General features: G+C 74.7%; 14 protein-coding genes. 5 read left to right on the forward strand and 9 right to left on the reverse strand.

Annotation, left to right across the window (positions count from 1 at the left end; translation table 11 throughout):
* Nucleotides 1-31: 31 nt before the first annotated feature.
* The gene (locus tag SNE206_RS13405) at nt 32-1,192 is read left to right on the forward strand and encodes an Mrp/NBP35 family ATP-binding protein (protein ID WP_407913536.1); all 1,161 of its coding nucleotides are present in this window, start codon (nt 32-34) and stop codon (nt 1,190-1,192) included.
* Between the two features lie 145 nt (nt 1,193-1,337).
* Here SNE206_RS13405 and SNE206_RS13410 read toward each other — a convergent pair whose 3' ends face one another.
* The 4 genes from SNE206_RS13410 to sigE all read right to left on the reverse strand — a co-directional run bounded on the left by SNE206_RS13410 (nt 1,338) and on the right by sigE (nt 4,559).
* Entirely contained in the window at nt 1,338-2,015 is a 678-nt protein-coding gene (locus SNE206_RS13410; RefSeq protein WP_407913537.1) for a hypothetical protein, read from the reverse strand.
* 225 nt (nt 2,016-2,240) lie between these two features.
* On the reverse strand, nt 2,241-2,657 hold the full coding sequence (locus SNE206_RS13415) for a sec-independent translocase (protein WP_407913538.1): 417 nt from the start codon (nt 2,655-2,657) through the stop codon (nt 2,241-2,243).
* A 142-nt stretch (nt 2,658-2,799) separates the two neighbouring features.
* Nucleotides 2,800-3,849 (reverse strand): zf-HC2 domain-containing protein, encoded by a 1,050-nt coding sequence (locus SNE206_RS13420; protein ID WP_407913539.1) that lies wholly within the window; start codon nt 3,847-3,849, stop codon nt 2,800-2,802.
* Nucleotides 3,846-4,559 (reverse strand): RNA polymerase sigma factor SigE, encoded by a 714-nt coding sequence (gene sigE, locus SNE206_RS13425; RefSeq protein ID WP_407913612.1) that lies wholly within the window; start codon nt 4,557-4,559, stop codon nt 3,846-3,848. Before sigE ends, SNE206_RS13420 begins: the two co-directional genes overlap by 4 nt.
* Nucleotides 4,560-4,856: 297 nt before the next feature.
* On the opposite strand from sigE, the gene SNE206_RS13430 reads away from it, so the two are divergent.
* Complete coding sequence (locus SNE206_RS13430; protein ID WP_407913613.1) at nt 4,857-5,513, forward strand: O-methyltransferase; 657 nt, start codon at nt 4,857-4,859, stop codon at nt 5,511-5,513.
* A gap of 146 nt (nt 5,514-5,659) precedes the next feature.
* Here SNE206_RS13430 and SNE206_RS13435 read toward each other — a convergent pair whose 3' ends face one another.
* Nucleotides 5,660-5,827, reverse strand: a complete 168-nt coding sequence (locus SNE206_RS13435) for a DUF3117 domain-containing protein (protein WP_014137929.1) — start codon at nt 5,825-5,827, stop codon at nt 5,660-5,662.
* 320 nt (nt 5,828-6,147) lie between these two features.
* Here SNE206_RS13435 and SNE206_RS13440 point away from each other — a divergent pair, with 320 nt between their 5' ends.
* On the forward strand, nt 6,148-6,948 hold the full coding sequence (locus tag SNE206_RS13440) for an enoyl-CoA hydratase/isomerase family protein (RefSeq protein ID WP_407913540.1): 801 nt from the start codon (nt 6,148-6,150) through the stop codon (nt 6,946-6,948).
* Here the strand turns inward: SNE206_RS13440 and tag are convergent.
* Both tag and SNE206_RS13450 read right to left on the reverse strand, forming a co-directional pair.
* Nucleotides 6,933-7,526 carry a DNA-3-methyladenine glycosylase I gene (gene tag / locus SNE206_RS13445; protein WP_407913541.1) on the reverse strand — a complete coding sequence of 198 codons (594 nt, stop codon included), beginning with the start codon at nt 7,524-7,526 and terminating at the stop codon, nt 6,933-6,935. The genes SNE206_RS13440 and tag overlap by 16 nt on opposite strands.
* The gene (locus SNE206_RS13450) at nt 7,523-7,966 is read right to left on the reverse strand and encodes a DivIVA domain-containing protein (RefSeq protein ID WP_407913542.1); all 444 of its coding nucleotides are present in this window, start codon (nt 7,964-7,966) and stop codon (nt 7,523-7,525) included. Before SNE206_RS13450 ends, tag begins: the two co-directional genes overlap by 4 nt.
* A 160-nt stretch (nt 7,967-8,126) precedes the next feature.
* Between SNE206_RS13450 and folP the strand changes: the two genes are divergently transcribed.
* Complete coding sequence (gene folP, locus SNE206_RS13455) at nt 8,127-8,939, forward strand: dihydropteroate synthase (protein ID WP_407913614.1); 813 nt, start codon at nt 8,127-8,129, stop codon at nt 8,937-8,939.
* A 64-nt stretch (nt 8,940-9,003) separates the two neighbouring features.
* Here the strand turns inward: folP and SNE206_RS13460 are convergent, their stop codons facing one another.
* Both SNE206_RS13460 and dapE read right to left on the reverse strand, forming a co-directional pair.
* Nucleotides 9,004-9,816, reverse strand: a complete 813-nt coding sequence (locus SNE206_RS13460; protein WP_407913543.1) for a TIGR00730 family Rossman fold protein — start codon at nt 9,814-9,816, stop codon at nt 9,004-9,006.
* A 63-nt stretch (nt 9,817-9,879) separates the two neighbouring features.
* On the reverse strand, nt 9,880-10,950 hold the full coding sequence (gene dapE, locus SNE206_RS13465) for a succinyl-diaminopimelate desuccinylase (protein WP_407913544.1): 1,071 nt from the start codon (nt 10,948-10,950) through the stop codon (nt 9,880-9,882).
* A 114-nt stretch (nt 10,951-11,064) separates the two neighbouring features.
* Between dapE and SNE206_RS13470 the strand changes: the two genes are divergently transcribed.
* On the forward strand, nt 11,065-12,093 hold the full coding sequence (locus SNE206_RS13470) for a hypothetical protein (RefSeq protein ID WP_407913545.1): 1,029 nt from the start codon (nt 11,065-11,067) through the stop codon (nt 12,091-12,093).
* Nucleotides 12,094-12,398: the final 305 nt, after the last annotated feature.

Raw genomic sequence — 12,398 nt, forward strand, 5'->3', positions numbered from 1 at the left:
GGCCCCGGGCCCGGCGCCGTACCATCAAGGCATGGCCAACGAGACAGAGGTTGGGACCGGCGTCACGGAGGAGTCCGTGCGCAAGGCCCTGGGGACCGTCCACGACCCGGAGATCAACCGCCCGATCACCGAGATCGGCATGGTGAAATCGGTCGAGATCGCCGACGGCGGCGCGGTGAAGGTCGCGGTGTACCTCACCGTCTCCGGCTGTCCGATGCGCGAGACGATCACCAGCCGGGTGACCGAGGCGGTCGCGAAGCTGCCCGGCGTGACCGGTGTCGAGGTCGAGCTCGACGTGATGAGCGACGAGCAGCGCAAGGAGCTGTCGCAGCTGCTGCGCGGCGGCGCGCCCGAGCGCGAGATCCCCTTCGCCAAGCCGGGCACGCTGACCCGGGTGTACGCGGTCGCGTCCGGCAAGGGCGGTGTCGGCAAGTCCTCCGTCACGGTCAACCTCGCCGCCGCGATGGCCGCGGACGGCCTGAAGGTCGCCGTCGTCGACGCCGACATCTACGGCCACAGCGTGCCCCGCATGCTGGGTGTCGAGGGCCGGCCGACCCAGGTCCAGGACATGATCATGCCGCCGTCGGCGAACGGCGTGAAGGTCATCTCCATCGGCATGTTCACCCCCGGCAACGCACCCGTGGTGTGGCGCGGCCCGATGCTGCACCGCGCGCTGCAGCAGTTCCTCGCCGACGTCTACTGGGGCGACCTCGACGTCCTGCTGCTGGACCTGCCGCCCGGCACCGGCGACATCGCCATCTCGGTCGCGCAGCTGGTGCCCAACGCCGAGATCCTCATCGTCACCACCCCGCAGATGGCCGCCGCCGAGGTCGCCGAGCGGGCCGGCACCATCGCCCTGCAGACCCACCAGAAGATCGTCGGCGTCATCGAGAACATGTCGGGCATGCCCTGCCCGCACTGCGACGAGATGATCGACGTCTTCGGCACCGGCGGCGGCCAGATCGTCGCCGACGCCCTGACCCGCTCGGTCGGCGCGACCGTGCCGGTGCTCGGCTCGATCCCGATCGACGTCCGGCTGCGCGAGGGCGGCGACGACGGCCGCCCGGTCGTCCTGGCCGCACCCGACTCCCCGGCGGGCGCCGCGCTGCGCGCCGTCGCCGGCAAGCTCGGCGGCCGCCAGCGCGGCCTGTCGGGCCTCTCGCTGGGGCTCACCCCCAGGAACAAGTTCTGACGCGGTAGGCGGCCGGCCTGCCAGGGGCCCCGGGAGCGGATCGCGCTCCCGGGGCCCCTGCCGTTCGCGGTCGGCAGGAACGCCTGCGGCGGACGGACGCCGGGGCGGGCTCCGGACGGCCGCTCAGCGGCTGCTCAGCGGTCGCTCAGCGGCCGTTGTAGGCCGACAGCTCCGCGACCGTGCCGAAGCCGACGCCGTACGCGCTGACGCCCCGCCCGTACGCGCCCAGGAGGACCCCCGGGGCCTCGCCGGCGAGCACCCAGCCGTACGCGGACTCGCGGTAGCGGAACTCCTGCGGGACGCCGTTCACCGGCAGGGAGAGCACGGACCAGCCGGGGCCCTCCAGGTCGTCGGCGAGGTCCCAGGCGAGGGCCGTCTGCTGGTCGAGCCAGTCCTGCCGCAGGGCGCGGTCGAGCTGCCCGGGCGGGACGGTCGCGATCAGGCCGGATCCGGCCAGCCAGGCCGCGGAGGAGGCCGAGGTCGCCTCCAGCGTGCCGGTGTTGTCGGCACTGCGGCGTCCGGGCCTGCGGGCGACGGTGACCACGACGGCGAACCGGCCGGGCTCGCGCGCCTCGTAGGGGCGGGCCGGCTCGTCGCCGTGCCCGAGGGAGCCGTAGTCGGTGCCCGCGCCCTGCCCGGCCCGGCCGGCCCCGGCGGGGAGCAGCCATCGGCGGCCCGTCCAGCCCCCGTCGAGGCCGTACCAGGGGAAGTCGGCCTCCAGGTAGGACGCCAGCGGGTCGGCGGGTCCGGCTTGTGCGCCCACCACGGGCGTCGTCCGCCCGTCGGGGGCGACCGCTCCGCCCGCTCGGCTCGTCACGTCCATCGCCGGCCTCCTCGTGCCCTTGTCACCGTGTGCGACGCCGCCGCGGACCCGCGGGCGCACCGGGCGCCCGGCCGGGGCCGGCCGGCGACACGTCGTGGAACGACCGCCGGGCGCAGCGGGGGCGCTGCGGGCGGTCGACCTGAACACCATAGCGGCGGACACGGCGGCACCCCGCGCGGTCGGTTCACCGGGCGGGGCGCCGGGGGCGCGTCGGGGCGCCCGGGGTCAGGTGGCGTCGAGGTCGAAGGGCGGGCGCTCCCCGGTGGGGAGCGGCGCGCCGGCCTCGGCGGGGGCCTTCGTCATGTTGGCGGCGCCGGCGACCCGGGCGGGCGGTTCGTCGTTCAGCACGGACTTGATGTCGAGCCCGTCCTTGAGCTCCTTGAAGCCCAGCGGGTCCTCGTCACCGCCCATGAACTGCTTGCGGACGAAGGTCTTGGGGTGCAGGTCGGTGAACTCGAAGTCCTTGAACTCCGGGCCCAGCTCGCTGCGGATGTCGTCCTTGGCGCTGTCGGCGAAGGCCCGCACCTTGCGGATGAAGCCCATGGCGTCCTGGATGAGCTTGGGCAGCTTGTCCGGTCCGAAGATCACCACGGCCAGGACGGCCAGGGTGACGACCTCAAGAGGGCCTATGTCAGTGAACACGTACGCTCCCAGCTCCTGATCGACGCACCCGACGAGGTCGGCGGACAGCCGTCCGTACCAGGGTAATGGGCGCAGGTCCGTCTGTGACCCCGCAGCCTGCGGAATGCGGCCCGGACCACCCGGTGGCCGGACCGCTGCCCGCCTATCGGAGCAGGTTGTGCGTGCCGGGCAGCCCTGCGCCGTACCCGCTGGACTGCGGATGCGGGACGCCCCCGGGCGGTGCCGAGGCGACCGCCGGGACGAGGGGGAGGTCGGCGGTCAGCTGGGCGTTGACCGGGACGGCGGCGCCGCCCGGGTCGCTCACCGGGCTGACCCGGGTGCCGTGCTGCTCCTCGCCGCCGACGGCGGACGGGCCGCCGACACCGCCCAGGGTGACCGCCGCCACCGAGAACGCGCCTGCGGCGGCGAACACGAAGCGGCGGCCGAAGGGCGAGGCCGGCCGGGGTGCCGCGGCGGCCGCGACGGGCTCCGGCAGGGCCGCGGGGCGCCCGCGGGAGGGCAGGACGCCGCCCAGGCGTCCGCGCGCCTCGGTGAGGCTCCGCAGGGCCGCCGCGGGGCCGCTCGACGGGGCCAGGTGCAGGCCTCCGCCGGGCTGCGGCAGCCCGGGCACGCCGGCGCGGGGGTCGACACCGGGAAGCGGTGCCCCGGCGCCGAGCGCGCCGGACCCGAACGAGGAGCCGGCTCCGCGGCCGAACGAGCCGCCGGTCAGCCGGCTGCCGCCGAGGGTGGGCGCGGAGGCGGGCAGGGCCGGCCCCGCACCCGGGCCGCCGCCGGACTCGTCGTCGGGCAGTGCGGCCACCGCGAGCAGCCGCGCCATGAGCAGGGTGGAGGGGCCGGGGGTGTCCGTGCGGGTCAGCAGGTGCTTGACCGCGCGTGCCTCGTCGGCCTCGGCGAGGCAGTCGGGGCAGGTCGCGAGATGGGCCTGGACGCGCTCACGGGCGTCGTGGCCGAGCTCGCCGTCGAGGTAGGCGGAGAGCCGGTCGCCGAGGTGGTGCCCGTCCGACGGCTCGACGGGGCGCACCGCGAGGACGCGCAGCTCGGCGACGGGTCCGTCGTCGGGCTGCCGGTCGTCCTGCGTCCGGCCGAGGGCGTGGTCGGTGCCGCGCCGGGCGAGCTGGGCCCACGACGGACCCCGGCGGGAGCGTCCGGCCGGCTCGGGCCGGCCGTCGCCCGCGGGGCCGACGCCGCTCACGAGCCCCTCCGGTCCAGACCGCCGGCCGCGCCGGGCTCGGCGCCCACCACGACGGGCTCGGCGGAGCCGCCGCGGCGCAGGCGGCCGGGGGCGGCGTTCGGTGCGCGGTGCTTGAGGGCGGCCCGCAGGTGCGAGCGTCCGCGGTGGATGCGGCTGCGGACGGTGCCGAGCTTGACCCCGAGGGTGGCGGCGATCTCCTCGTAGGAGAGGCCTTCGATGTCGCAGAGCACGACGGCGGCACGGAATTCGGGCGCGAGGGTGTCCAGCGCCTGCTGGACGTCGGCGTCGAAGTGGGTGTCGCTGAAGTGCTGGGCCGGGCTGGGCTCGCGGCTGGGGAGCCGCTCGGCGGCGTCCTCGCCGAGGGCGTCGAAGCGGATCCGCTGGCGGCGGCGCACCATGTCGAGGAACAGGTTGGTGGTGATGCGGTGCAGCCAGCCCTCGAAGGTGCCGGGCGTGTAGGTCGAGAGCGAGCGGAAGACCCGGACGAAGACCTCCTGCGTGAGGTCCTCGGCGTCGTGCTGATTGCCCGTCAGCCGGTAGGCCAGGCGGTAGACGCGGGCGCTGTGCGCCTCGACGATCTCCTCCCAGGAGGGCGGGGTCCAGCTCTGCGCGTCGGGGCCCTCGGTGAAGGTGGCGACCACGGCGGGCTCGGCCGCCGTGTCGTCGGCCGCGGGCTGTGCGTCCAGGGGGGTGTGCGCGGGCTGGTTCATCACGGGCTTCGGCGTACGGGCCGACGAGGTGCCGCGGACGTGCCGCCGCACAGGGACGTCGCCCTCGGCCACACCTCCTCGGTCGGCTCTTCTGCCCAGCAGGGCCACCACCATATCCACCTCGCCCGTCAGATCCGGATAAAGTGCACGACCGCCGTCCGTGCGGGCTCCCGGCCCGCCGCTCCGGCGTCGTACGTACCCCGATCGCCAAGTCCTGTCCCACTCAACGGCCCGCCGAGGAACGCGGTTCCCGGGCGGCCAGTAATCTGTGGCTGAAAATGTCGACATCGGGTCGGCATCCGTCGCTCCGGAGAGGCAGCCATCACCGAGTTCGGGCCCGAGCGGGCGGCCCTCGCCGACACCTACGTCGGCGAGGACGCGGTGCTGACCTACGCCCGGGCCCAGTCGGCGCGGACGGGCATACGGGCGATCGGTCCGAGCGGCGGCGCCTTCCTGCGGCTGCTCGCCGCCGCCCTGGGGGCGAAGTCCGTCGCGGAGATCGGCACCGGCACCGGCGTCTCCGGCGTGTACCTGCTGCGCGGCATGCGGCCGGACGGCGTGCTGACCACCGTGGACACCGAACCGGTGCGGCAGCAGTACGCCCGTGAGGCCTACCTGGCGGCCGGGTTCGCACCCAACCGGGCCCGGTTCATCCCGGGCCGCGCGCTGGACGTCCTGCCGCGGCTCGCCGACGGCCAGTACGACCTGGTGTTCTGCGACGGCGACCCGGCCGAGTCGCAGGCCTACCTCACCGAGTCGCTGCGGCTGCTGCGGCCCGGCGGCACGGTCTGCTTCGAGGGCGTCTTCCAGGAGGGCCGGCTCACCGAGCCCGACCAGGACGACCCGCAGACCCACGCGGTGCGCGAGCTCGTCCGCGAGGTGCGCGAGAGCGACCGGCTGCTGCCCGCGCTGCTGCCGGTCAGCGACGGCCTGCTCTGCGCCGTGAAGCGCTGAGACGCGACGGCACCGCGGCACGGCGGCACTGCGGGCGGAAAGCTGCAGGTGGTGACGGATCCCGGGCACGGCACAGGGCCCGGATTCTCGCTCGAATCCGGGCCCTGTCGGCATCTCCGGGAGAGATGAGGGGAGCACCCGCTGCGTCAGCCGCAGGCCTTCTTCAGGGCCTCGCCCAGGGCGTCGGCCTCATCGGGCGTCAGCTCCACCACCAGGCGACCGCCGCCTTCGAGCGGGACACGCATGATGATGCCCCGCCCCTCCTTGGTGACCTCGAGCGGGCCGTCACCCGTCCGCGGCTTCATGGCCGCCATGCTCGTTCCCCTTCCTGCAACCGCTCAGCTCCGTACCGGCGGTCCGTCCACCACCGGTATCGAACGCATTGATCGGAAGCCATTATCCCGCATCCCGCACCCCGATGACCAACATCACCCTCCACGCGACGGTGCGCACACCCTCCCACCCGGCCCGGACAACGGCCCGGAAGCCGTTCCGGCGGTCCCCTGGCGGGCATCCGGAGGTGCGATACCTCACACTCCCCGACCGGGCCCCCGCTCCGTCATGCTGGGTCAGGCGCCGGCCCCCGGCCTGCGGCGCCGCACCCGCCCGACCGACGATCAGGGAGCCCTCACCCATGTCCGACCCGGTGCTGTACGAGCTCGACGGCGGCCTGGCCGTCATCACCATCAACCGGCCCGGGGCGATGAACGCCCTCGACGTCGCGACCAAGGTGGCGCTGCGCGACACCGTCACCGAGGCCGCGGCCGACCCGGCGGTGCGCGCCGTGCTGCTGACCGGCGCGGGCGACCGCGCGTTCTGCGTCGGCCAGGACCTCAAGGAGCACCTGGGCCTGCTCCAGCAGGCCGAGGTGACGGGCGAGGGAGCCCTCCGGACGGTGGCCGAGCACTACAACCCGCTGCTGAGGGCCCTGGCCGGGATGCGCAAGCCGACCGTCGCCGCGGTCAACGGCGTCGCGGCGGGTGCCGGCGCGGGCCTCGCGTTCGCCTGCGACTTCCGGATCGTCGCCGACACCGCGGGCTTCAACACCTCGTTCGTCGGGGTCGCGCTGACCGCCGACTCGGGCGTCTCCTGGACGCTGCCGCGGCTGGTCGGCCACGCCCGCGCCACCGAGCTGCTGATGTTCCCCCGGACGGTCAAGGCCGACGAGGCGCTCGGCCTCGGGCTCGCGACCCGGGTCGTGCCGGCCGTCGAACTCGCCGACACGGCACGGGCGTTCGCCGCCCAGCTGGCCGCCGGTCCGACCGTCGCGTACGGCGCCGTGAAGGAGTCGCTCGCCTACGGCGCCTCGCACGGCCTGAGCGAGGCGCTCGACAAGGAGGACGAGCTGCAGACCCTGGCCGGCGAGGCCGAGGACCACCGCATCGCGGTGCGCGCCTTCGTCGCCAAGGAGCAGCCGCGCTACACCGGCCGCTGAGCGGTGCCCGCCCCCCGCACGTGACAGTCCACCAGGTGGTCGTCGACCAGGCCGCAGGCCTGCATCAGGGCGTACGCGGTCGTCGGGCCGACGAAGCGGAAGCCCTGTTTCCTGAGTTCCTTCGCCAGCGCGGTGGACTCCGGGGTCACGGCCGGCACCTCGGCGAGCGTCCGGGGGGCCGGCCCGCCCCGGGCGGGGGCGAAGCCCCAGATCAGGGCGGAGAGGCCGCCGTCCAGGTCGCGGGCGGCGCGGGCGTTGGCCAGCGTCGCCTCGATCTTGGCGCGGTTGCGGATGATGCCCGTGTCCTGCACGAGGCGCTCGACGTCGTCCGGGCCGAATTCGGCCACCTCCGCGATCGCGAACCCGGCGAACGCGGCCCGGAAGCCCTCCCGGCGGCGCAGGATGGTGATCCACGACAGGCCGGACTGGAACGCCTCCAGGCTGACGCGTTCGAACAGCGCGTCGTCGCCCTGCACCGGCCGGCCCCACTCGGTGTCGTGGTAGACCCGGTAGTCGTCCGCGGACTCGCCCCAGCCGCAGCGCAGCAGGCCGTCCGGGCCGGGCACGGCGCCGGTCACGACTGCTCCGCGCCGGGCTTCTTCTCCAGGTCCGCCCTGGGCGCCGCAGGCCCCTCGGGGGCCTCGGGCTCCGGCTCGACCACGGCGGCGAACGCCTCCAGGCCGGGCAGCGGCTCGTCCGTCGCGGCGGCCGCGGGGGCGGCCTCCACCGCGCCCCGGACCACCGCGGACGCCTCCAGCTCGGCGATCCGTGCGTCGCGCAGCGCGAGCTCGGCGCCGAGCCGGTCGAGCACGGTGTCGACCTCGTCCATGCGGTAGCCGCGGACGGCCATCGGCAGCCGCAGTTCGTCCACGTCATGCCGGGCCAGCGGGCGGTCGTGCGGAAGCCGGGCGGCGATCCTGTCCGGCACCGCCTCCGCCAGCGTCCCGCCCCCGCCGAGTGCCACCAGTGCGGCACCGCCGACCACCACGGCCATCGCGGCCACGATCACCCAGAACACGAGCCGTCCTCCGTCAGTCCCCGGCCCGTCTCCGGCAATGGTGGGATCATGGTCCCCGGACAGGCCGGGGCCCATCATTGCACCCGGGCGAGCTGTGGAGGAGATTCCGGTGGCACTGCGCCTTGGCCCGCGTGAGTTCGGCGACGACGAACTGGTGATCATGGCCATCGTCAACCGCACGCCCGACTCCTTCTTCGACCGGGGCGCCACCTTCGCCGACGAGGCCGCCTTCGCCGCCGCGGACCGCGCGGTCGCCGCCGGTGCGGCCATCCTCGACATCGGCGGCGTCAAGGCCGGACCGGGCGAGGAGGTCACCGTCGAGGAGGAGCTGCGCCGCACCGTGCCGTTCGTGGCGGAGCTGCGCAAGCGCCACCCGGACGCGGTGATCAGCGTCGACACCTGGCGGCACGAGGTCGGGGAGGCGGTCTGCGGGGTCGGCGCCGACCTGCTGAACGACGCGTGGGGCGGGGTCGACCCGAAGCTCGCCGAGGTCGCCGCCCGCCACGACGTCGGCCTGGTCTGCACGCACGCGGGCGGGGCCGAGCCGCGCACCCGTCCGCACCGGGTCGGCTACGAGGACGTCATGGCCGACATCCTGCGGGTCACGGTCGGGCTGGCCGAGCGGGCCGCGGGGCTGGGCGTGCGGCGGGACGCGCTGATCATCGACCCGGGCCACGACTTCGGCAAGAACACCCGGCACTCGCTGGAGGCGACCCGCCGGCTGCCCGAGATGACCGCGACCGGCTTCCCGGTGCTGGTCTCGCTCTCCAACAAGGACTTCGTGGGCGAGACGCTGGACCGCCCGGTCGACGAGCGGCTGCTCGGCACCCTGGCCACCACCGCGGTCTCGGCCTGGCTCGGCGCGCAGGTCTACCGGGTGCACCAGGTGGAGGAGACCCGCCAGGTGCTCGACATGGTCGCCTCGATCCGCGGGGTCCGGCCCCCGGCGGTGGCCCGCCGGGGGCTCGCGTAGCGGACGGCGGGGGCGGGCCCGGTGCCGGACGGCGGCGCGGGCCCGGTGCCGCCCGTGCCGCGGTTCAGACCGCGGTGCCGCTCGGGCGGCGGCTCGCTTCGAGGATCTTCAGGACGTCCTCGATGTCGTCGGTGACGTGGAAGAGCTCCAGGTCCTTCGGCGACGCCTTGCCCTGGGCGATGAGGGTGCCCTTCAGCCACTCGACCAGGCCGCCCCAGTACGCGGTGCCGAAGAGGATCACCGGGAAGCGGGTCACCTTGCCGGTCTGCACGAGCGTGAGCGCCTCGAAGAGCTCGTCCAGCGTGCCGAGGCCGCCGGGCAGCACCACGAAGCCCTGCGAGTACTTCACGAACATCGTCTTGCGGACGAAGAAGTAGCGGAAGTTGAGCCCGAGGTCGACGAACTCGTTGAGGCCCTGCTCGAAGGGCAGCTCGATGCCGAGGCCGACGGAGAGCCCGCCCGCGTCGGAGGCGCCGCGGTTGGCGGCCTCCATCGCGCCGGGGCCGCCGCCGGTGATCACCGCGTAGCCGGCCTCGGCGAGGGCCCGGCCGATCTCCACGCCCGCGGCGTACTCGGGCGAGTCGACCGGGGTGCGCGCGGAGCCGAAGACGCTCACCGCTGCGGGCAGTTCGGCGAGCGCGCCGAAGCCCTCGACGAACTCCGAGGTGATCCGCAGGACCCGCCACGGGTCGGTGTGCAGCCAGTCGGTGGGGCCGGTGGTGTCCAGCAGTCGCTGGTCGGTGGTGCTGGTGCCCACCTGGTCGCGGCGGAGGAGCACCGGGCCCTTCTGCTTCTCCGGCCAGGGCTTCTTGGCCGCGGGCGCGTCGACTTCTTCGGGTCCGTGCCCGTAGTGGTGTACGTCTCCAGTGCCTGTCATGACGAAACCCTACGCCCGCCGTCCACCGTTTTCGGTGAACGGCGGTCCACCTCCGGGCAGCCTTCAGGTGAGCCAGGCGCGCAGCCGCTCCTCGACCGTCGCGATGGCCGTGAGCGAGCAGTGCTCGTCCCGCTTGTGGGCGAGGTTCGGGTCGCCGGGGCCGTAGTTGACCGCGGGCACGCCGAGCGCGGTGAACCGGGCGACGTCCGTCCAGCCGAACTTGGCGCGCGGCTCGCCGCCGACGGCCTCCAGGAAGGCCCGCGCGGCCGGGCGGCCGAGGCCGGGCAGCGCGCCCGGCGAGCTGTCGGTGACCGCCACCGGGAAGCCGTCGAACACCTCGCGGAGGTGCTCGACGGCCTCCGCCTCGCTGCGGTCCGGCGCGTAGCGGAAGTTGACCTGCACCGTGCACTCGTCGGGGATGACGTTGCCCGCGACGCCGCCGTCGATCCGGGTGGCGTTGAGGCCCTCGCGGTACTCCAGGCCGTCGATGAGCACCCGCCGCGGCTCGTACGCGTCGAGCCGGCGGAGCACCTCGACGGCCTTGTGGATCGCGTTGTCGCCGAGCCAGCTGCGGGCCGAGTGCGCGCGGGTGCCGGTGAGCGTGACCTCGACCCGCACGGTGCCCTGGCAGCCGCCCTCGACGACGGCGCCGCTCGGCTCCATGAGCACCGCGAAGTCGGCCTCCAGCCAGTCCGGGTGCTCCTTGGCGAGGTGCCCGAGGCCGTTGCGGGTGGCCTCGATCTCCTCGCAGTCGTAGAAGACGTACGTGAGGTCGCGGTTGGGCTCGGCGAGGGTCGCGGCGAGCCGGAGCTGCACGGCGACGCCGGACTTCATGTCGGAGGCGCCGCAGCCGTGGAGGAGGTCGCCCTCGACGTACGAGGGCAGGTTGTCGGCGATCGGCACGGTGTCGAGGTGGCCGGCGAGCAGCACCCGCTCGGTGCGGCCGAGGTTCGTGCGGGCGACGACGTTGTTGCCGTACCGGTCGACGGTCAGGTGCGGCAGGTCCCGCAGGGCGGTCTCGACGGCGTCCGCGAGGGCCTGCTCGTCGCCGCTGACGGACGGGAAGTCGACCAGCCGGGCGGTCAGCGCACCGCCGTCGAGGGTCAGGTCGAGGGACGTGTTCGGGCTGCTCATGGTCGTTCAGCCTATCGGTGCGGGGCCTCCGGCGGGCGCGGCACGCAACCGGCAGGAGCGCACCGCCGTCCGAGTGGGTACGGTGTGCGCGGAACGCGAGCGGGAGGTGCGGCGGTGGCTGGGACGGATGACGGGTCGGAGCGCGTCGCGGTGCCGCGGCGCCGGCGCCGGCGGTCCCGGTTCCTGCGGCGGCTGCTGGTCGGCGTCGTGGTGCTCGCGCTGGCGGGCGGCCTGGTGCTGTACCTCAACCGCGACAAGCTGATCGTGCCGCCGGAGGGCTGCCGGATCACCACGGCCGCGGGCACCGGCACGCTCGACCTCACGCAGGCCGCCAACGCGGCGACGATCACCGCGGTGGCGCTCTCCCGCGGGCTGCCGGAGCGCGCCGTCACGATCGCGCTGGCCACCGCCATGCAGGAGTCGAAGATCTACAACCTGGACGGCGGCGACCGCGACTCGGTCGGCCTCTTCCAGCAGCGGCCCTCGCAGGGCTGGGGCACCGCCGCGCAGATCAAGGACCCGGTGTACGCGACCAACAAGTTCCTGGACGGCCTGGTGAAGGTGCCGGGCTACGCCCGGATCCCGCTGACGGACGCCGCCCAGCAGGTGCAGAAGAGCGGCTTCCCGCAGGCGTACGCGAAGCACGAGTCGAACGCGACGCTGGTCTCCTCGGTGCTGACGGGCCGCGAGCAGGCCGCGCTGGACTGCGTGGTGCACGAGCTGTCCGCGCCCGCCGCGGCGTCCTCCGCACCGGGCTCCCCGTCCCCGTCGGCCTCCGCCTCGGCGTCGCCGTCGACGGGGGCCCAGCGGTCCGCCGAGGTCTCCGAGCGGGTCCGGCGGGAGTTCGGCCGGGTGGTGGCGGTGAGCCCGGCGGAGAAGGCCCCGGAGGACCCGCGTCCGGCCCTGGCCCTGGCCCCGCAGACCTCGGCGTCGACGGGCTCCGGCCCGGAGGGCGTACGGCAGGCGGGCTGGGCGGTCGCGCAGTGGGCGGTGGCGCAGTCGCGGGAGCTGGGGATCGGCTCGGTGGAGTACGACGGCAAGGTGTGGCGGTTCGACCGGCCCTCGGACGGCTGGAAGCCGCTGCGCGAGGGGGCGCGGGTCGACCACGTGCGGCTCACCCTCGGTGCGCCGGGGCGGGCATGACGCCGCGTTGACGAACGCGTGAGCAGCCGTCGCTCCCGGGGGTGATCCGGCCGGGCCGGTGCGGACGGCGCCGACGGCGCGCCCGGGCCGCGGACGGCTCCGCGCGGGCGGCGCCCGGCCCCTGCGGGGCAAGGGGAGTGACGGTTCTCCGGAGCCCTCCGAAGGCCGCCCCGGCAGGGCGGCACCGGTAAGAGGATCGTCGGATCTTTGCCTGCCCTTTACCTTCACCGGCCGAAACCTTCCCGACGCCTGAGCGGTAATCACGTCGTCCGCCCGCGGACCGTCATGTCCTCACCTCTTAGGAG

The organism is Kitasatospora sp. NE20-6 (assembly GCF_045862635.1).